Raw genomic sequence first — 20739 nt, forward strand, 5'->3', positions numbered from 1 at the left:
ATATCTTCTAACGAGCAGACTTCCTGGATGCTTGGAATCGACGTGGGCGGCACGTTCACCGATCTTGTAGCGCTGGACGGCAAGGGTGGGCTTCATTCGACGAAAACGCCGTCCACGCCCGATCCGTCGATCGGCGTCATGAACGGAATCGCCAAAATCGCAGGCATGCTCGGCGAGGAGACCGGACATTTTCTTAGCCGCTGCTCACTCATCGTGCATGGCACGACCGTGGCGACCAACACGCTGCTGGAATATTCGGGGGCCAAGGTCGGGCTGCTCACGACCGAAGGGTTCCGCGACGAAATCGAGTTTCGCCGGGGATATAAGGAAAGCGTCTTTTCGCCAAGGCTGCCGGCGCCTTACCCGATTGTGCCGAGACGGCTTCGCATCGGCGTGCCGGAACGGCTGGATGCCGCCGGCAACGTCATTCGCGAGCTGGACGAGGATGCGGTTCGGAAAGCGGTCCGTTTTCTCGTGGACGAAGGTGTAGAGGCGATTGCGGTATGCTTCCTGTTCAGTTTCATTAATCCGGCGCACGAGCTGCGAGTAAAGGAAATGATCGAGCAGGAGGCGCCCGGGCTGTTCGTCTCCATCTCAAGCGAGGTGCTGCCGCAAATCCGCGAGTTCGAGCGAGTAAGCACCACGATCGTCAACGCTTATACCGGCCCTGCGCTGCAGCGCTATCTGGAAAATCTGGAACGTTCCCTGCACGAGCAAGGCTTCGCCGGCGAACTGTTCGTCATGCAGTCGAACGGCGGCGTACAGAACATCGTGCAGAGCGGAAAGCTGGCTGCCGGATGCCTGCTGTCCGGCCCGGCCGGCGGCGTTACCGCCGCGGCGTTTATCGGCGAACGGATCGGTCATTCCGACCTGATCACCGTCGATATGGGCGGGACAAGCTACGATGTCGCGGTCATCGAACAGCTGCAGCCTTCACTGACGACGGAGAGCTGGATCAGCCGCTACCGCATCGCGCTGCCGATGCTGGATATTCATACGGTCGGCGCCGGAGGGGGCAGCATCGCCTGGGTGGACAGCGGCGGGCTGCTGCAAGTCGGACCGCGCAGCGCGGGCTCCTATCCCGGGCCGGCATGCTACGGAAGGGGAGGCACCGAGCCGACGGTGACGGATGCCAACCTCGTGCTCGGTTATCTCAATCCCGACCGTTTTCTGGGCGGGGAGATGAAGCTGGACGCGGCGGCCGCGGAGGAAGCCATCCGCCGTCACGTCGCCGAGCCGCTCGGCCTGACGGTCATCGAAGCCGCGCTCGCGATTTCCGAAGTCGTCAACAATAATATGTCGAATGCCATCCGCTTCGTGACGACGCAGCGCGGCTACGATCCGCGCCGGTTCGCGCTGCTGGCGGCGGGCGGAGCAGGGGCGGTCCATGCGGGACGCCAGGCGGAAGATCTCGGCATCGAGACGGTGATCGTGCCGCGGTTTGCGCCCGTTCTCTGCGCGCTCGGCGACGTATCCGCCAATTTGAAGGTGACGGAGCTGCGCACCCGGTTCGAGCGGGCCGACAAGGTCGATCTCGACGCGATCAACCGCTTGTTCGACGAGATGGAGCAAGCCGCCCGGGAGAAATTGGGGAGCGGCCGCACGGCGATCCGGTTCGAGACGCGGCGCTACGTCGATCTGCGCTACGAGGGCGAGGTTCACGAAGTGACGGTGCCGATCAAGACGCGCACCCGCAGAGTGACGGCGCTCAATATGGAGGCGACCATCGCGCAGTTCCACGACATTCACGAGCGGCTGTTCGCGCATCAGAATCCGCATTCCCCGGTGGAAATATTGAACCTGCGGCTGGATCTGCTCGGCGTTCGGGACCGCATTCCGCTTCATGAGGAGCCGTTCGGAGACGAAGATCCGGCTCCTGCGATGACCGGACGGCGAACCGTCTATTTCGGCGCCGAGCCGGTGGAAGCGGCTGTATATAACGGCGACCTGTTAAGGCCGGGACATATGATCGTCGGCCCGGCCGTTATCGAGCAATGGGGGACGACGATCGTCGTCTATCCGAAGCACGAGGCGCTGATCGATGCGTTCGGCAATTGCATGATCGAAATCCGCCGTGAAAGAGAGGGAGGGCGATGACTGTATCAGCGGCTGATCGAATCGAAGAGCAAATCGTGTACGGCAAGCTCGCTTCCCTGAACCGGTACGCGGGAGAACGGCTGCAGCGCATGTCCCGCTCCCCGCTCATAGCCGAGAAGCGCGCCTTTGCGGCGGCTGTTCTGACGCCGCGGCTGGAGCTGGCGCATCAGGTTCAATTCGAGCCGGAACATCTGTACGCGCTGCGCGATTCCGTCCGTCACGCTTTCGACTTCTTCGCTTACGATATCGCCGAAGGGGACGTCATCGTGACAGCCGATCCGTACGGAGGCGGCACGAAAGGGCAGACGCTGACGCTTGTGGTGCCGACATTTGCCGGTGGCGAACTGGTGCCGTTTCCGGCGATTCGGGCGCAGATGGCCGATATGGGCGGCGAAATCCCGGGCGGTTTCAACGAGTCGGCTTTCGAGTTGTGGCAGGAAAATATGCGGGTGACGCCGCTGAAACTGTACGCAGGGGGCAAGCTGCAGCGCGACGTCCATCGTTTTCTGACCGCCAACAGCCGGACGCCGGACTGGATCGCGGCGGATCTCGATGCGATGTACGCCTGCTGCCTGGAAACGCAGCGTTCGATTCTCCTTCTTCTTGAACAGTATGGCGGGGAAACGGTTGAACGGGCGATCAAAGGGATGTTCGCTTATACGAGTGCGGAAGTGCTGCGGGGATTGCCGGAAGCCGGGAGTGAATATGTGGGCGAAGCGGATATTCCGTCCAGGGAGGCGTCCGGTACGATTCGGGTCAGGGCCAGAAGGGACGGCGGCACCTTTCATTTCGACTTTGCCGGCACCAGCGGGCAGCAATCGGCTCCGTACAATGCTACGCCGCAGACGGCCAAAGCATGCGCGGTCATCGCCGCGGCGGCTAACAGCATCGACGAGCTGCCGATTAACGAAGGACTGCTGGAAACGTTCGTCTTTCACTTTCCTCAGGGCTGCATCCTTTCGCCCGATTTCCCGGCGGCGACGGGGCTCGGCAGCCGCCTGACCGGCCATGCCGTCGCCGCCGCCGTCACCGGCGCGCTCCGCACGAGCGGCAAACCTTTCGTCGCCGTCCACGGGCCGGGCCCCTGGATGACGCTGTACCCGCCGATCGGATCTTCCCCTTCGGTCGTGCCGGTATGGATCGATCCGGGTTTTCCGGTGTCCGCGGACGGTTGGGGACCGGCAGGACTTAGCGGAGCGGGAAGACTCGTATCCGCAGAGGAGCTGGAGTTGCGCAGCGGCTTTCGCATCGATTCGCGCGAGCGCGAAACCGATGAGCGCGGCGATGAAGGGGTGACGGTGCGGCTGAAAGTGCTGAAAGGCACATGGGAATATCAATTGTTCGAGCCTGATCGGGGCAGCATCGACGTAAGCGAGGACGATCACGGCGATGAAGGCGCGAGCCGTCCGCTCCGGGCAGGGGATGTCCTCACGTTCCGTTATGCGGATGCGGAGCCTCACGGCGGACAGAAGGGAACGGTGCAGGATGGCGAATGATTGGAACAAACGAATACTGTCCCAAGTTGTAGGGGGGACGCTCGATTCCGTCGCGCAGGAGATGAGCGCAGTCGTCACCCGAACTTCCCGTTCCCCACTGTTCAACGAAGCGCATGATTATACGACAGGCATCTTCGATCTGCACGGGAACAAGTCGCGTCTCGTCGCGCAGGCGCCCGGATGTACGCTGCATCTGTACGCGGTCGTCAGCGCGGTGGACCGGCTGGTGGAAGCTTTTCGCTACGATTTGCATCCCGGCGACGTGCTGCTTGTGAACGACCCGTATTACGGCGGTTCCCACAGCCTCGACTGGACGATCGTTACGCCGGTGTTTCACGGGCGCAAGCCGGTGCTGCTTCCGGCCGTGCGCAGCCACATGGGGGATAACGGCGGACCGGTCGCCGGCGGCTATAACCCAAGGTCCCGCGACATCTGGCAGGACGGTTTGCGCATCCCTCCGATCAAGCTGTACGAGCGGGGAGAGAAGCGGCGCGACGTATTCGAGATGATACTCGGCAACAACCGGCTGGAGCATTGGCTGGAAGGCGATCTGGATGCGATGATCGGGGCTTGCCGGGTGGCGGAGGAGCGCATCCGGACGCTGCTTGAGCGGTACGGCGGCGATCAGGTTCGGGAAGCGATCGACAGCCGGATTGCGTATACGGAGCGGCGGGTGCGCGAGGAAATCGGCAGTTGGCCGGACGGGACGTATACGGCGGAGACGTTCGCGGATCATGATTTCCAGGGCCGCCGCGACATTCGGGTGAAGGCGACGGTTACCGTCAAAGGGAGCGACCTGCATATCGACTTTACGGGCTCGTCGCCGCAAGTTTCGGGCTTCATCAACAGCCCGTTGTCGAATACGACGTCATTTGCTTTCGTCGCGGTATCGACCTGCTGCGACGAAGACATCCCGATCAATGAAGGGTATATGAACCCCGTCACCGTTACCGCGCCTCTCGGCACGGTCGTCAATCCGAAGCTTCCTGCTCCTTGCGGCCACGCAACGGCGTGCGTCGGGGCGGAAATCGCGGAAGCGGTGCTGCTGGCCCTGGCGCAATGTGCGCCCGAGCGGGTAGGCGTCAATGCGCACAAGCTGCCGCTCGCTTATTCGCACGGCGAATACGAAGACGGCAGACCGTGGGTCAACCTGAATTTCTTCGGTTACACGGGCGGAGCCGGCGCAGCCTACGGAACGGATGGCTGGGGATTGTATCCGCCGGTTATGACCGGCGTTATTCTGCCTTCGATCGAAATGACGGAATATCAGTATCCGTGCCGGATTCTGAAGCACGAATACCGCGAAGATTATACCGGTCCCGGAAAGTGGCGCGGCGCGCCGGGGCTCGAGGTGAAAATCCAGCATCTTGCGGAGAGCCGGACCAGCGTCATGATGGCAGGGGTCCGCAATACGATTCGCGGGTTTTGCGGCGGAGGGAACGGTCCCGCCAACCAGGTCGTCATCAACGACGGCCAGCCGGGCGCGATGGATGTTCCCGAGACGGTCTTCGATTACCCGATGCCGCCGAACGGGATCATTACGTTTCAGCGGTCCGGCGGCGGCGGCTGGGGCAGTCCGCTGGACCGCGATCCGGAGGCAGTGCTGGACGATGTGCGCAACGGATATGTCTCGGTCGACGGCGCGTTTCGCGATTACGGCGTTATCGTCCGGGAGGACGGCAAAGGCGGCTATCGGCTGGATGCGGACGCAACGGAGGCGCATCGCTCCCGCTTGAAGGAATCGAAACGAAAGTAAACCGGTTTAAAATGATCGGCACACCGCGCCGAATCCTTCGCTGGTTGAACGGCGAAGGATTCGGCGCGGTTTCTTTTGGCGCGTAATAACGCCGAAAATAATCGTGCGCAGCAAGCAGGAATGGGGCGCCGAGAGGAGAACGATTAAAAGGAAGTGCCAATATTTATGATGCATGTACATTATTGGAGGTGCATGAGGAATGAAATTGTCCGACATCGCAGTCCAGCTCTATACGCTGCGCGATTATTGCCGCACCGGCGAACAGCTGCGCGAGACGCTGCTCAAAGTGAAGGAGATCGGCTACCAATCGGTGCAGCTGTCGGGTCTCGGGCCGATCAATCCGGAAGAGGTAAAGCGGCATGCTGACGAAGCGGGCCTGGTCATTTGCGCGACGCATGTCGATTACAACAGCCTGAAGCATAAGCTGGACGATGTCGTGCGTCAGCACAAGCTGTGGAATTGCCGTTACGTCGGTCTGGGAGGCATTCCGGCGGAGTACCGGTCAGGCGAAGGCTATGCCGCTTTCGCGAAGGAAGCTTCGGAAATCGGCAAACGTCTGAAGGAGCACGGCCTGCAATTTATTTATCATAATCATAAATTCGAGTTCGAAAAATATGACGGCCGCACCGGCATGGCGATTTTGCTGGAGGAAAGCGACCGCGATGCGTTCGGCTTCGAACTTGACACCTATTGGGTGCAGGCCGGCGGAGCGGACCCGGTGGAATGGATCAGGCGGGTGGAAGGGCGAATGGGCGTCATTCATCTGAAAGATATGGCGATTGTGGACGACAAGCAAATATTCGCGGAAATCGGCGAAGGCAATCTCAATTTCGAGCAAATTGTGCAAGCTTGCCGCGAAACCGGCGTGGAGTGGTATGTGGTCGAGCAGGACCAGTGCCGACGCGACCCGTTCGAAAGCTTGGCGATCAGCTTGAACAATCTGAAAAAGCTGCTGTAGAACCGCAAGAAGGAGGAGCTTGCATTGAAAATCGGATTGAGCACCTACAGTTTGCTGAAAGCGATTAAAAGCGGCGAAATGACCGTACTGGATGTTATCTCCTGGATCAAGGAAAACGGCGGCGAGCATATGGAGATCGTGCCGTACGGCTTCACCCTCGTCGACAATCCGGCGTTGGCGGACGCCGTGGCCGAGAAGGCGGCGAAGGAAGGAATCGAGCTTTCCAACTATTCGATGCCGGCCAATTTCGTGCAGGAAACGGAGGCGGAATTCGAGCAGGAGGTCGAGCGTGTCAAGCAGCACGTCGATCTGCTTCACCGGATGGGCATTCGCCATATGCGTCATGATGTGACAGCGTTTTCGCTGCCGAAGGAGAAGATGACGATCCGCTATTTCGAAGATTCGCTGCCGCAAATTGTCGAGGGCGCCCGCCGGATCGCCGATTATGCCGCTCCGCTCGGCATTACGACGACGATCGAAAATCATGGCTTCAGCGTGCAGCGGAGCGACCGCGTGCAGCGGGTGCTGCAGCTGGTCGACCGTCCCAATTTTCGCACGACGCTCGACGTCGGCAACTTTCTGTGCGCGGACGAAGACCCGATCGTCGGGGTCAAAAGCAACATTGCTTACGCATCTCTCATTCACTTCAAAGATTTCTATATCCGGCCGTACGATCAGGACCCGGGCGGCGGCGAATGGTTCCGCACCGCGAGCGGCAACTATTTGCGCGGAGCGATCGTCGGACACGGCGACCTGGACATCCGCCGGATTATACGGATTATCAAGGATGCGGGCTACGACGGATACGTGACCGTCGAGTTCGAAGGGATGGAGGATTGCAGGATCGGCTCCAAAATCGGGATGGACAATGTCCGCCGTCTGTGGGAAGAGGCGTGATTCCTATTCCGATGAGCCGATAGCGGCCGATCCGGCTTTGATTCGCTGCGGGGCGATGGAAATATCGCTTTCCCGCAGCGAACTTTTTTCGCAGCGCCAAACGATGCGGCGGTTGATGACCGCAAAAATGTATGCGCTTACAAACGGTAAATTCCACAGGAAGGCAGTGGATCGCTATGAACCGGTTGTGGCTTCATCGGATGATTTGGTCGTACGTTCCGCTATATTTCATCTTTTTCACATTCCTGTTTATCGTCTTTGTCCACACGATGGAGGAGCAGCTGCGGCTGAGCGCGAAAGATTCGAGCGCCGTATTCGCGCGGCAGATGCTTCAATCGGTCGACGTCACGCTGAAATCGGTCGAGTACCGGATTATCCGGGAACTGCTTCATAACAATAGACTGGCCGATTTCATGCTGGAAAAAGGGCCGGCCGACGTCTATGCGCGGTATGAGATCGCCATGCAGCTGCGCGAATTAAAGAAGGAACTGGCCGTCATCGATTCGTTCTATCTGCTCCGATTCAGCGACGGATTGGCATTCAACGGCAATGTGTTGGCGCGATCTTCCGGCGAAACGATGGCGGTCGGCTTTGCGGCGGCTACGGCGTCGGGCGCCGAAGGGTCGAGATGGACCGACGTGCGGCCGTTCCGCGAATATCCTTTTCAGCAGGAGCGAATGGTGACAAGCCTCGTCTATCCGGTGCCCGACAGCCGCCAGCCGAAAGGCTTGCTGATCGTCAATGTGTCGGCTGCGGCGCTGCGGGAGCAAGCTTCCGGATTGTTCGACGGCAAAGGGACGTTTGTCCGCTTGTACGACCGCAGCGGAGCGCCGGTTTTTGCGCAGGGCGATGCGGAAGCCGTTGCGGAAGGCCGGGCGCTCGCCGCCATCTCGTCCGATTATACCGGATGGAAGCTGGAAAGCGGATTTCACGGCCGCGCACCGCTTCGGTCGACCTCGGGTCATTCTCTTCTCTGGATGACGCTTGTCATCGTCATCGGCGCGCTCGGCGCCTTCTCCGTCGTTTACGTAACCCGTCAGCATTACAAGCCGATCGAACGGCTGATCGGCCGCATACACGTTCTCGACTCGCAACGTTTCAGGGCGGCAGGAAACACGGGGCGTTCCGGACCCGACGAGTTTGCCTTTATCGCCTCCGCCATCGAAAGTCTGGCCGCCCGGTCGACAACGTCGGAGAAGCGGGTGGTGGAAGCGGATATTTGGAGACGAAAGCAGCTCATCCGCGAGCTGCTGGCCGGAGCGGCGCCGCCGGACAAGCTGGCCGCCCTGACCGGGACGCAAGGAAGCTGCGCCGCGGCGTTTATCGTCGAAATCGACCGCCCCAGGCAGACGTTCGGCCAGTACAGCGCCCGCGATCAGTCGTTGTTCCGTTATATTATCGGCTCCGTCGCGGGGGAATTGGCCGGGCGGAGCGGCCGCGAATTATGGGAGGAGTGGCAGTCGCCGACGCGGCTGTCCGCCGTTCTGTTCAGCCATTGCAGCGATCGCGGCGATCCGGAGGCCGGGGCGATCGGGGAAGCGCTTGTCCGCTGGGTTAGCGATAACCTCGGCTTTACGGTGACGGTCGGCATCGGCGATCCGGTGCGTTCGCTCGATCAGGTTGCCTTGTCCTACCGCCAGGCGGAAGAGGCGCTCAGGTACAAGGCGGCGCTCGGACATGGGCGGACGATCCGGTACCGGAAGGAGGATACGGAAGGCAAGGCGGAGCCGGATACGCGCAGCCGGGCGATTCGCCGCATCGCCGAAGCTTACCGGAGCGGGGGAGACGAGTGGATACGGGAGCTCGAACAATTTTTGAACGGATGCGCAGCGGCCGGCTGGACCGGGAGACGATCGGGGAGCGGACGAAGGCGCTGCTGACCGAGATCGACCTGAGGACGTCCGGTTTTTGCGATCCGTATTATGCGCAATGGGCGGGCGAGGTGCTGCCGGAAGCCCGCAGAGCCGCGGAACGCTTCGAAACGATCGACGATCTGCGCGCCGAGCTGACGGCGATTTTGAAGCGCTATCTGGAACGATTGGAGAGGCTGCGCGGATTACGCGGCCATCATGAGACGATGAAAGAAATTCGTTCCTGTATTGAACGGGAATACGCCAATCCGGACTTGTCTCTCGACTATTTGAGCAGCCGCTTCCCGATCGGCGCCAAATATTTGAGCCAGCTGTTCAAGGATGAATTCGGCGAAAATTTCCACGATTTCCTGACCACCGTACGGATCCGCCATGCGCGCGTCTGGCTTGCCGACGAGACGCTGTCCATCCAGGATGTCGGGGAGAAGGTCGGTTATCCGAACGGCGCGACGTTCAGGCGCGTCTTTCGGCGGGTTGTCGGCATATCTCCGCAAGATTACCGCAAGAAAGGTTTTCATCCGAACGGTCAAGCCGATAAAGGAGGAGGACGGACATGAACTTCCGTTTCATCGGCCGTTTGGCGGCGGGGGCAGCCGCCATCGGGACGGCTTATATGTTGTTCCTGTACATGGCCGGCACAAGTACGGATTCGGACGCTGTGAAATGGCCGCATTCGCAAGTCGTGCTTACGGTGTTCGCCACGCCGCCGGCCGAGGTGGAGGATATTGCGACGAATGCGTTTACCCGGCATCTGGAGCAGCGGCTGAACATCCGCTTCCAATTCGTGCAGGTCAGCGCGGAGGCGCAGCGGGAGCGAAAGGCGGCGCTGCTTGCGGGCGGGGACGGCCCGGACGTCTTCCTGACCGGCAATTTGACGCCGGATGAGCAGATTCGCTACGGCATGCAGGGCAAGCTCCGGCCGCTCAATGCGCTGATCGACCGGTACGCCCCGCAAATCCGCCGGCGATTCGCGGACAATCCGCAGCTGAAAAAATCGATTACCGCTCCGGACGGCAATATTTATGCGCTTCCTTCCGTCAACGAATGCTTTCACTGCTGGTACTCGCAGAAGCTGTGGATCAACGCGGAATGGCTGGAACGTCTCGGATTGACGGTTCCGCAAACGACGGACGAGCTGTACCGCGTACTGCAGGCGTTCAAGCTTCAGGATCCGAACGGCAACGGCAAGGCGGACGAGGTGCCGCTGACCGGCGCGGCGGACGGTTGGCGGGTCGATGTGACGGCTTTTCTGATGAGCGCTTTTATTTATTACAACGGGGAAGACTACTTCGTCATCGAGAACGGCAAAGTCAGTCTGTCCGCCATCCGGCCGGAATGGCGGGACGGACTTTCCTATATCCGGCGTCTGTTCCGCGAAGGGCTGATCGATCCGGCCGCTTTCACCCAGACGGTCGACGGGATGGTCCAGCTCGCCCGCTCGCCGGAAGCGAACCGGATCGGCAGCCTGACGGCCGGGCATATCCGCATGGCGTTCGCGGGACCGGCGGAAACGCGCCATCAAGCGTACATCACCGTTCCGCCGCTCACAGGACCTGACGGCTACTCGGCGGCCGGCTATTTCAACCGCGGGGAATACGGGCAGTTCGCCATTACGAACAAGGCGTCGGAAGAAGAGGCGGAAGCCGCTATCCGGCTTGCCGATTATTTGTACGGCGAGGAAGCGGCGGTGCTGAATGAATTCGGACCCGAAAACTTGTGGTGGAGACGGGGAGCGCCGGGCGAACAGGACGAGCACGGCCGTCCGGCCCGCTATGCGGTGCGGCCGGAATTTTGGGAGGTGAGCGTGCAGAACGAAGGCTGGAGCCAGATGGGCATTCTGTATCGCAGCCGCGATTACCGCGAATCGTGGGCGGTGCCGGACGATCCGTATTCGCTTGCGGGCTACGAGCACCGGCTGTATACGGAGACGAAGCTTCATTATGAAGGAAGGGAGCCCGCGGAAGTGATGCCGCTGCATCTGTTCATGGAGCCGGAAGCGGCGGCGGAGGCCGAACGGCTGCGAACGTCGATCCACGGCGCGGTGCGCGATGCGACCGTGGCGTTCATAACCGGACATCGCCGGCTGGAAACCGAGTGGGACGCCTATGTTCGGGAAATAAAGGAGCTGAAAGCGGACCGTTTTATCGAGCTCTACCAAACCGCCTATGACGATTACCGCGCGAGGTAGCGGGAAGCGCCCCTCAGCCCGTCCGACGTTACCTCGCCGCCGCGTTCGCCGGCACCGGTCTCCGCCTTAAGGAGGCCGGTGTTTTGGCGTTGAAGAAGGGAACGTAAGACCCGGCGAAGCGGAAAATGGTGCGCCGGCGGAAAATGGAGCGGCGGGCCGGACGGAAAAGAGAGCGCCGCCGGATTATCAAGCGGCGGAGAGGCGGAAAAGTCGGCGGCAGCGGAAAAGCGGCCGTTGACCGGGATGTTGCGGGAACCGTATCGTGAACCTCGAGCACCTTATCCACTTGTCAACGAAAGGATGTGATCGTTCGCATGGGTTCGACCGGCGCAACCGGTGTGACGGAGCGAAAGGCATCTCCGGGGCTGAAAAGCCGTATGGCGGCGGCGGGCAAGGACGGCCTTCGCAAGACGAAGCGGCATTGGCAGCTGTATCTGCTTGTGCTGCTGCCCCTGGCCTATATCATCATTTTCAAATATGTTCCGATGTACGGGGCCCAGATTGCGTTTCGGGATTTCAGTATTATGAAGGGGTTCGCCGGAAGCGATTGGGCAGGACTCAAGCATTTCCAGGACTTCTTCCAATCGCCGAATTTCAGCATGCTGATCGAAAATACGCTGCTGATCAGTCTGTACTCGCTGCTCGTAGGGTTCCCGGCCCCGATTATTTTGGCTCTGGCGCTGAACGAGGCGGGCGGGCGCGTATTTAAAAAACGGTGCAGATGGTGACGTTCGCTCCTTATTTTATTTCGACCGTCGTCATGGTATCGATGATCATTCTGTTTCTATCGCCGCGTCTTGGCTTCGTCGATCTGATCGTCCGTGCGCTCGGGATGGAATCGGTCAATTTCATGGGCATACCGGCCTACTTCAAGAGCATATTCGTCCTCTCCAATGTCTGGCAGGGGATGGGCTACGGCGCCGTTATCTATCTCGCCGCGCTTGCGGGCATCAATCCAGAGTTGTACGAAGCGGCCAGAGTCGACGGGGCGTCCCGCCTGCAAAAAGTGGTTCACGTCGATATCCCGGGCATTATGCCGGCGGCGATTATTATGCTGATTTTGAACGCGGGCCAAATGATGAACGTCGGATTCGAAAAATTTTTCTGATGCAAAATCCGCTTAACATCAGCTCGTCCGAAGTCATCTCGACGTACGTGTACAAAGTCGGTCTGCTCGGCGCGAATTTCAGCTTCTCGGCCGCGGTCGACCTGTTCAACTCGGTTATCAATCTGATCCTGCTGGTCGCCGTCAACTGGCTGGCCCGAAGGGTATCCGAGACCAGTCTGTGGTAGCGGTTGGGAGGGAAATGATGAAAGCGCATACGAGGATCAAGGAATCATGGGGCGACAAGCTGTTCCTGTTCGGGGTATATCTCTTTCTCGTTATCATTCTGGTCGTGGTGCTGTACCCGCTCGTTTACATCGTCAGCTCGTCCTTCAGCTCGCCGCGGGCGGTCGTCAGCGGGAGCGTATGGCTGCTGCCGGTGGAGCCGAGCCTCGCGGGCTACAAGGCGATCTTCAACAATCCGCAAATTTTGACCGGCTACGCCAACTCGATTTTCTACACCTTTTTCGGAGTACTGATCAATGTATCGCTAACGGTCATGCTGGCTTACCCGCTTTCCAAACCGACGTTTTTCGGCCGCGGCCTTATGATGGTTATCATTGTCATCACCATGATGTTCAGCGGCGGCTTGATTCCGTACTATTTGACCGTGAAGGCGCTCGGTCTTCTCGATACGCGATGGGCGATGCTGCTGCCCGGGGCGCTCGCCGTCTGGCAGGTTATTATCGCGCGCACCTTTTTTCAGTCCACCATTCCGAAGGAGCTCGGCGAGGCGGCGGAGCTGGACGGCTGCAGCGATATCGGTTTTTTGTGGCGCGTCGTGCTGCCGCTCTCCAAACCGATTATCGCCGTCCTCGTGCTGATGTATGCGGTCGGTCACTGGAACGCGTACTTCGAGGCGCTCATTTTTCTGAAGTCGCCGGATCTGTATCCGCTGCAAATCATTTTGCGCAACATTCTGATTCTGAACTCGATCGACGCCAGCATGATGGTCGACGCCAATCAGATGGTCGCCCGGCAAGGGCTGCGCGATTTGCTCAAATATTCGCTTATTGTCGTGGCGACTGTGCCGGTATTGGCCATTTATCCGTTCGTGCAAAAATATTTTGTCAAGGGCATCATGATCGGTTCGCTCAAAGGTTGAAATCAGGCCGGAATGAGGAGGAGATGGGACATGAGAAAACGGTGGGTTCGTTTCGCGGCGCCGATGATGGTGTTGGCGCTGCTTGCCGCTTGCAGCGGCGGAGGCGGAAGCGCGGAGGAAGAAGAGTCGGGGGACGGGGCGGTGACGCTGACGACGTTCGTATCGGTGCCCCCGCGCATCGAGGATATTTCGACGAACGAGGTGACGAAATATATCGAACAGAAGCTGAACATCCGCTTCAAGTTCGACGCCGCGCCGTCCGCCAACGCGGAAGACAAGAAAAAACTGATGATGGCGAGCGGCGACTATCCGGCTGTGTTCCTGTCCGGCAACTTTACGCAGGCCGAGCAGATCGAGTACGGACAGCAGGGCATTCTGAAGCCGCTGAACGACCTGATCGAGCAATACGGCGTCGAGATCAAGCGGGCTTTCGCCGAGGATTCGGAGCTGAAAGCGGCCATTACCGCTCCGGACGGCAATATTTATGCGCTTCCGCATGTGAACGAATGCTTCCATTGCTGGTATTCGCAGAAGCTGTGGATTAACAAAGGCTGGCTTGACAAGCTCGGGCTGAAGTTGCCGACGACGACGGAGGAATATTACGAGGTGCTCAAGGCGTTCAAGACAGGCGATCCGAACGGGAACGGCCAGCAGGACGAAATTCCGCTGACAGGCGCGTTTAATACGTGGCATGCGATTCCGGCCAATTTTCTGATGAATTCGTTCATCTACAACAACGACGAGAACTTCTTTATTATGGAGAACGGCAAGGTGAAGCTGGCGGCCAATCAGCCGGAATGGCGGGACGGTCTCGCCTATATCAACCGTCTGTACAGCGAAGGCTTGATCGACAAGGAGGCGTTCACCCAGAACGGCGATCAGCTGCAGCAGCTCGGCAACCGCGACGGCGACAACCTGATCGGCTCGGTGACGGCGGGCCATATCGGAATGGCTTTCAGCATTGCGGAAGGCGAAACGCGGCATAAGGACTATGTGACGGTTCCTCCGCTGACCGGTCCGAAAGGCGTCGCTTACGCCGGGTTCTACAAGTCGTACGGCAACGGCAACTTCGCGATCACGAACAAAGCTTCGGAAGCGGAAGCGATCGCGGCGATCAAGCTGGCCGACTATTTGTATTCGGAAGAGCATGCGATCATGAACGAATACGGGTTCGAAGGCAAATATTACGAGAAAGCGAAGCCGGGAGAGCTGGACGTGCACGGCAACCCGGCCAAATATACCGTGAAGCCCGAATATGCGTCCATCGGCACGACGTTAAACGATATTTGGGATCAGATGGGCATTACGCGGCGGACGAGAGCGATTCGCGAATCGTGGACGGCGCCGGATGATCCGTTCTCGCCGACCGGCTACGAATACCGTTTGTTCATGGAGACGGCCAATCATTACGAGGGACGCGAGCCGGAGGAAACGTTTCCGCTCAGCATCTTCATGGATGCGGCCGACGCGAAGGAGGCGAACCAGCTGCGCACGCAAATCAACGACTACATTCGCTCGAATCTCGCGCAGTTCGTAACCGGCTCGCGGCAGCTGACGGATGCGGAATGGGACAGCTATGTGAAAGGCTTGGACGGCTTGAAGCTGGACCGTTATCTGGAAATTTACCAGAACGCATACGACCAGCTGAACAAGTAGCGGATGGGCCGCGCCGACGCCGCGGTCCGCAAATGCTGCGAAAACAGCCCGCAAATGCGGCGAAAGCGGCCGCATTTGCGGGCTGTTTGGCTCATAAGGGGCTTGTACGGGCCGAACACGCGATTGCGTTTTGAACCGGGGTCCGGTACGATTAATGTACTGGTTTGCAGAGGGAGAGACAAGCTATGTTTGCAAGATACGACCATTCCGCCGGGAAAAGGGAACCTCCGATGAAGCGCATTTTGATCGCCGTATCGGTGGAAGCGGAACGGGAGGCGGTGCTGCGCGGAGCCGGCCGCGATCCCCGATTTGACGTCCGCATAACCGGAGCGGGCAGCGCTTTGGCCGCCGCCCGGACAGCGCAGCTGCTGGCCGGCGGCGGGTACGGCCTGGCCGTGTCCGCCGGCATTGCCGGCGGATTTCCCGGCAAAGCCGCGATCGGGAGCGTCGTGGTTGCCGACGCGATCGTTGCCGCCGATTTCGGGGCGGAGACGGCGGACGGCGGCTTTCTGCCGGTGGATGAGCTCGGATTCGGCAGCGCGCGGATCGGAGCGGACCGTCAGGTGGCGGAGCGAATCGCCGCCGCCATCGCTTCGGCCGGTATTGCGGCGGCGGTCGGTACGGTTCTGACCGTCGCGACGGCGACCGGCACGGCGGAGACTGCCGCGAAGCTGGCGGCGCGTTACCCGGAAGCCGCGGCGGAAGGGATGGAAGGGTTCGGCGTCGCGACCGCCGCAGCGGCGTTCGGCGTGCCGGCGCTGGAGCTGCGGGCCGTATCCAATGCTGTCGGTCCGCGCGACCGGAGCGCCTGGCGAATCGGCGAAGCGCTCGCGGCGCTGGAGAAGGCGAGCGCGATTTTACCGGAGGTGTTGACATGAAGATCGCATATTCCCCGTGTCCGAACGACACGTTCGTCTTTCACGCATGGGCGCACGGGCTTGTTCCCGGAGCGCCGCAGCTTGAAGTTACGTATGCGGATATCGACATTACGAACGGGCTGGCCGCCAGCGGCAACGGCCCCGATGTTCTGAAAATTTCATATGCGGCGCTGCCGTGGGTATTGTCGGAATATGCGCTGCTGCCTTGCGGCGGGGCGCTCGGCCGGGGCTGCGGCCCGCTCGTGCTGGCGGCCGATCCCGGTATGGCGGCGTCGGGCGGCGCCGCCCTGTCCGGGAAGCGGGTCGCCGTGCCGAGCGAGCGCTCGACCGCGTATTTGCTGTTCCGACTGTGGGCGTCGCAGCGCGTTCCGGGCGGCGTCGGCGAAATCGTCATCATGCCGTTTCACGACATTATGCCGGCCGTGCGGGACGGCATCGTCGACGCCGGCCTGGTCATCCACGAGGCCCGGTTCACGTATCCGTCTTACGGTCTCAGCCTGGTCGCCGATATGGGCAGCTGGTGGGAAGAGGATACGGGGCTGCCGATTCCGCTCGGCGCCATCATCGCCCGCAGGACGCTGGATCTGGCGGCGATCGCCGGATGGATTCGGGCATCGGTCGAATATGCTTGGGCGCATCCGGATGCCTCCATGCCCTATGTGATGGAGCATGCCCAGGAGATGTCGCCCGATGTCGCCAAGGCGCATATCGACTTGTACGTCAACGATTTCACCGCCAATCTGGGCGAGCAAGGATACGGGGCGGTCCGGGCTTTGCTCGGCCGTGCGGCCCGCGAAGGGTTGGTTCCGGCTTTCGACCCGGCGCTGCTCGAATGGAAGGGCGAAGCGATGCCGGGCCGCCAGGGGAGGAACTAGCGCGCCAACCCCTTCGCACCGGAACGGGATACGATCAGTCTAACGACAAAACCTCCGGAGCTGTCCGCTTCTGCCGGACAGCTTCGGAGGTTTTGGGTTGCAGGTTGTCGGGTGACTGATCTGGAGCAATTGAGATATGATGGTGTCGTTCAGATGCAGGTGACCCTGCCAGGCAAGGGTCTGAGCTGTCGTTTAGTGAAATGTGGCGCATGATTCGGGGTGTTTATCGGGCCGACAGCCGAATGAAAGGAGCGGGATGATGAAAAGGAAGAAGAAGAAGCTTTTTTTCGGCGCGGTATTCGTTATCTTGCTGTTCCTTACAGCCGTACAGGAAATCGGTCCGGGAAGAGAATTTGCTGCAAGTGAATCGATAGAGGAAGGCAGGGGGCACAGTTTACAAAAAATTCATATCAATTATCTTCTTTTTCTGTACGATATGGTATATATTATAATTAGTTGGTTAAACGACTGACTCTTTGAGGTGTCTTCCATACATAGAAATCCGGGGTGGAGTAAGGGAGCGCACTGTAATTCACGCGGGGGACTGAGATGAATGGCAAAACCGAACGTCGTTTCCAAACAGGAACTGATTGAAGCAGCCAAGGCTTGCATCGTGGAAAACGGCTTGGAAAAGCTTACGCTGAAAATGGTGGCTGACAAGGCAAATGTGTCGCAGGGGACCGTCTATTACCATTTTCACACCAAAAACCAACTGATGATGGACGTGGTAAAAGACGTGTGCCTTCGTTCCTGGGAGGAGATGTCGCATGCGCAAACCGTCGAATTCGCCGTCCCGGAGGCTTTGAATGCCGCCAAGGAACGGTGCCGACCGGACTCCTTTTTCCACCGGCTGTTTTTGTCGTTGGTTGTGTTTAGTTTCAACAATGAAGAAATCAAACAGGAATTGGGCCAACTGCTCTTGTTTGAAAACAAGGTGCTTTCGGAAAAGATTCAGGAGTTGATGGCAGACAAACACGCCGATTCCCGCATGCAGGGGCCTGCTGTTCAGTCTGTCCAGGAAAATCGGCTGATGGGGGTTTCCTCCGGGACCTGGGCGGTTATTATCAATGCGTTGATTGACGGCTTGGCCGTACAAAGCCTCGTCTCTCCCGAATTTGACCGGGATAAAGTGTTTGCCGAACTGGGCGTATTCTTTCAGCAGCTGTTAGAAAACAAATCCGTCTGAGCAGCCAAACCGCAAGTCTTGGGGACTCGCTTCATTGTGTGTTCTCACTCTCGCTTTCCTCCAAAGGCTTCTTTTCCAATATAGTTACTCACATAGAAGAGGGGATGAGTGCATGTTCTCGGAAAAACTGGGCTTAACCTTACTGTTCTCGATCCTGGTCTGGTTGGGAGCGACTTTGTTCTTCGTGTTTTTCGGCAGCGTGGTGTTGTTCGATCCGTATCAACAAAATTTTCTCCCTACGTTTCTGTTGTTGGAGCTTGCGACAGTGGTGGCCTTGTACATCGTCTTTGTGATCTTTCGCAAGCTGGATCCCGGTCCGTACGCGGTGGTGAAGCTGGGGGTGGTCGGCAGTGCAGTCGGCTTGATCATCGATGCCTTCGTTTTATGGAACCGCGACGTGTTTTTTCCGGGATTGTCCAATGAACAGCTGCTCGCCTTTACGATCTGGATGGCATTTGCCTATGGACTGTATTTGCTGATCCCGCTGTTCATGAGAAAAGGCAACAAGTAATTCTTTAGATAGAACCAACTAACGACACTTGGCGCAACCTTCTATATCCTGCACTGGTCACTGTGCTTATGTCATAGGTTATTAAATGCAACAGTTCCATTCACATACTTCCACGGCAAGCAATAGTGCCTGTGTGTGCGGTACGAGGCCCCAGGAGATCTTCTTGTAACCTTTAGTGCAGCAACGAGATAAATGCTGGCGTTCAATTCAGATGTTCTATGCTACAGTCACGATGATAGGCTGATTCTTTGTAATAATAATGGTGTGCTCTTGTTGTGCCGCAAAGCTGCGATCCGGTAAACATAAAGTCCACCCATCCGGCTGCTTAACCACATAATCCGCCCCTGTTGATAAGCCCATTTTCGAAGGTGTTGCGATGCTCTTAGTTCTTCTTCAAGTCTTTGCAGTTCCGAGTCTTGCAGATGAATCTGAGAGACCATGTCCTCCAACTTGAAGGCAAGATCTAATTCTCACATGGCAACAGCGATCTCTGCACGAGCTGCCAGCAATCTAGCACGCCCGATGCCGGATTCGTCCTTCATTTCTTCCAAGGCACGGTCGAGCGTTTGGGCTGCTGCACGATCATTGGCGTAAATATCGCGCAGGAACCACACTTGATTAAGTATTTCCTCCAAAGGCGCATATATATGTCCCTATGGATTTATCATTCTCGAATGATCCTTTTCCAACCTCATTCACCTGATTTTGTTCCCGGCGAAAAAATCTAAGCTGTTCTCTCAAATATTGTTGCTATTTAGGGTATACTGTAAAAAATAGTGTGGAAATCCCGCAGGAGGGCAATAAAGGAGCAGCACCCTTATTCAAGCAATGAAAGACTGTGTTGGTTCCGATACTTGGAGTTGCACAAGAAGCTAGAGCATAACGATAAACAGAAGAAAATGTTGCTGGATACGTGTAGGAGGGACCGTCCAGTGTTTCAAAGCCGGTGCTTAATGAACTTTGAATGGAACTTCCAAATTATTACTTTGTTAGATGCTACATATATTAAGAATGAAATGGGGCGATAATAATAGTGTTTTTCAAAAAATTTGTTGTGGCAATAACTGCTGGAATTATCTTCAGTGTGACTTTATCAGTGATAGACTACACTCCTCTGGCTGAACGGAATGAAAATGTTCTTTATTACTCGTTTCCTGGTCTGCTGGCTATGGGGATTTTCTACATTGTTCCATTCTTTCTTTTCTTGGGCATACCGATATCGATATTATTAGACAACTTCTTATCCAAGCTAAGAACAAATAACAAAACAAGAAACTATTTACTTTCAGTTCTTTTTTACGCGTTTGGCGGAGTAATTGTGACACTGCTGCTCTTGATATTTATTCAAGGTGGGCGAGCGAGCAGTTTGTCGGCTTTCTCCGAAGTTTTATGGTCTGTCATCTTTGCATCACTGTTGTTTTTGCACTTATCCATTCTTCTTGATGTAATGTTAAAGAAATTAAAAAGTTATTTATTAAACAACCGCTCCTCATAAAAGCGATTGTTTCACTAACTAAAAGCACCAATATTTACGAAACGAAGCTCCAGGCTTTTCACCCAGCCAATAAGAGGGCGGAATACGAGCTTGTCAAAGAGCTTTCCGGCAACCGCTTTTGCCATCGACGTGCCTCCTTTATCCGTTACGGTAAAAACCGCTCCCGATCGCGCTCGCGATCGGGCATAAAGCAGGACGAACGCTGTCCGAACAAGCGGTAACGGTTGCGCGCGACCCAGTCGTAGACCCGGTCGCGGATCGGCCGCGGGACGGCGGCGAATACGCGAAGCAATCGCCACCCTCCCGTTAAACGGGAGCAAACGTACAGCGCCGCATCCGATTTCGTGCGGCATGTCACCCCATGAACGACGACGAACGAGTTAAAGCGGTCTGTCGGCAGTTGGCAGCGGCTGAGCATCATCCGTCCGGTCTCCGATTGCAGGGAGGCGAACCGGAAATGCCGCTTGGGATCGCGCGGAATGACGAATTGCACGATGCCGCTGCACAGGTTGCACATGCCGTCGAACAGTATGACGGCTGTCGAGTTGTCCTCCACGGCGTATCCCTCCGTTTTGATCGTGCTTTCGGATTTGTACAGCTTGAACTCGGTTTGCGCCTGCGTGTAGCCTTGCCCGATCAGCTCCAAACCCTCGCGTTCCGCGGAA

The 20739-nt window shown here is 58.0% G+C and carries 17 protein-coding genes and 1 pseudogene; 16 read left to right on the forward strand and 2 right to left on the reverse strand.

The features are described from left to right. The first annotated feature begins 27 nt into the window (after positions 1-27). From PACILC2_RS08265 to PACILC2_RS08335, 15 genes and pseudogenes are all read left to right on the forward strand, one after another. On the forward strand, positions 28-2097 hold the full coding sequence (locus PACILC2_RS08265) for a hydantoinase/oxoprolinase family protein (protein WP_213528512.1): 2070 nt from the start codon (positions 28-30) through the stop codon (positions 2095-2097). After that, positions 2094-3593 (forward strand): hydantoinase B/oxoprolinase family protein, encoded by a 1500-nt coding sequence (locus tag PACILC2_RS08270; protein ID WP_213528513.1) that lies wholly within the window; start codon positions 2094-2096, stop codon positions 3591-3593. The genes PACILC2_RS08265 and PACILC2_RS08270 overlap by 4 nt, the downstream gene beginning before the upstream one ends. Further along, complete coding sequence (locus tag PACILC2_RS08275) at positions 3583-5349, forward strand: hydantoinase B/oxoprolinase family protein (protein ID WP_213528514.1); 1767 nt, start codon at positions 3583-3585, stop codon at positions 5347-5349. The genes PACILC2_RS08270 and PACILC2_RS08275 overlap by 11 nt, the downstream gene beginning before the upstream one ends. Positions 5350-5548: 199 nt before the next feature. After that, the gene (locus PACILC2_RS08280; RefSeq protein ID WP_213528515.1) at positions 5549-6307 is read left to right on the forward strand and encodes a sugar phosphate isomerase/epimerase family protein; all 759 of its coding nucleotides are present in this window, start codon (positions 5549-5551) and stop codon (positions 6305-6307) included. A 24-nt stretch (positions 6308-6331) separates the two neighbouring features. Continuing rightward, positions 6332-7204: a sugar phosphate isomerase/epimerase family protein gene (locus tag PACILC2_RS08285; protein ID WP_213528516.1), complete on the forward strand. Its 873-nt coding sequence runs from the start codon at positions 6332-6334 to the stop codon at positions 7202-7204. A 176-nt stretch (positions 7205-7380) separates the two neighbouring features. Further along, positions 7381-9084, forward strand: coding sequence for a CdaR family protein (locus tag PACILC2_RS08290; protein WP_213528517.1), 1704 nt, complete (start codon positions 7381-7383; stop codon positions 9082-9084). After that, positions 9027-9632 (forward strand): helix-turn-helix transcriptional regulator, encoded by a 606-nt coding sequence (locus PACILC2_RS08295; protein WP_213528518.1) that lies wholly within the window; start codon positions 9027-9029, stop codon positions 9630-9632. Before PACILC2_RS08290 ends, PACILC2_RS08295 begins: the two co-directional genes overlap by 58 nt. After that, a complete protein-coding gene (locus tag PACILC2_RS08300; RefSeq protein WP_213528519.1) occupies positions 9629-11263 on the forward strand; it encodes an extracellular solute-binding protein in 1635 nt (544 codons plus the stop codon). Before PACILC2_RS08295 ends, PACILC2_RS08300 begins: the two co-directional genes overlap by 4 nt. A gap of 377 nt (positions 11264-11640) precedes the next feature. Then, positions 11641-12556 (forward strand): annotated as a pseudogene (locus PACILC2_RS08305) (ABC transporter permease). Positions 12557-12573: 17 nt separating this feature from the next. Continuing rightward, entirely contained in the window at positions 12574-13473 is a 900-nt protein-coding gene (locus PACILC2_RS08310) for a carbohydrate ABC transporter permease (RefSeq protein WP_213528536.1), read from the forward strand. A gap of 30 nt (positions 13474-13503) precedes the next feature. Continuing rightward, positions 13504-15129, forward strand: coding sequence for an ABC transporter substrate-binding protein (locus PACILC2_RS08315; RefSeq protein WP_213528520.1), 1626 nt, complete (start codon positions 13504-13506; stop codon positions 15127-15129). A 230-nt stretch (positions 15130-15359) separates the two neighbouring features. Further along, positions 15360-16007, forward strand: coding sequence for a futalosine hydrolase (locus tag PACILC2_RS08320; protein ID WP_145977216.1), 648 nt, complete (start codon positions 15360-15362; stop codon positions 16005-16007). Continuing rightward, on the forward strand, positions 16004-16882 hold the full coding sequence (locus PACILC2_RS08325) for a 1,4-dihydroxy-6-naphtoate synthase (protein WP_213528522.1): 879 nt from the start codon (positions 16004-16006) through the stop codon (positions 16880-16882). Before PACILC2_RS08320 ends, PACILC2_RS08325 begins: the two co-directional genes overlap by 4 nt. Positions 16883-17435: 553 nt before the next feature. Further along, a complete protein-coding gene (locus tag PACILC2_RS08330; protein WP_062493174.1) occupies positions 17436-18068 on the forward strand; it encodes a TetR/AcrR family transcriptional regulator in 633 nt (210 codons plus the stop codon). Positions 18069-18180: 112 nt separating this feature from the next. Continuing rightward, positions 18181-18579 carry a hypothetical protein gene (locus PACILC2_RS08335; RefSeq protein WP_062493173.1) on the forward strand — a complete coding sequence of 133 codons (399 nt, stop codon included), beginning with the start codon at positions 18181-18183 and terminating at the stop codon, positions 18577-18579. 470 nt (positions 18580-19049) lie between these two features. On the opposite strand, the gene PACILC2_RS08340 is transcribed toward PACILC2_RS08335, so the two are convergent. Beyond that, positions 19050-19214, reverse strand: coding sequence for a hypothetical protein (locus PACILC2_RS08340; protein ID WP_213528523.1), 165 nt, complete (start codon positions 19212-19214; stop codon positions 19050-19052). Positions 19215-19612: 398 nt separating this feature from the next. Between PACILC2_RS08340 and PACILC2_RS08345 the strand changes: the two genes are divergently transcribed. Then, positions 19613-20074, forward strand: coding sequence for a hypothetical protein (locus PACILC2_RS08345; RefSeq protein ID WP_062493171.1), 462 nt, complete (start codon positions 19613-19615; stop codon positions 20072-20074). A 145-nt stretch (positions 20075-20219) separates the two neighbouring features. Here PACILC2_RS08345 and PACILC2_RS08350 read toward each other — a convergent pair whose 3' ends face one another. Beyond that, positions 20220-20630, reverse strand: coding sequence for a thiol-disulfide oxidoreductase DCC family protein (locus tag PACILC2_RS08350; protein ID WP_256364528.1), 411 nt, complete (start codon positions 20628-20630; stop codon positions 20220-20222). Positions 20631-20739: the final 109 nt, after the last annotated feature.

This window comes from Paenibacillus cisolokensis (genome assembly GCF_018403665.1).
Classification (GTDB): Bacteria; Bacillota; Bacilli; order Paenibacillales; family Paenibacillaceae; genus Paenibacillus_AH; species Paenibacillus_AH cisolokensis.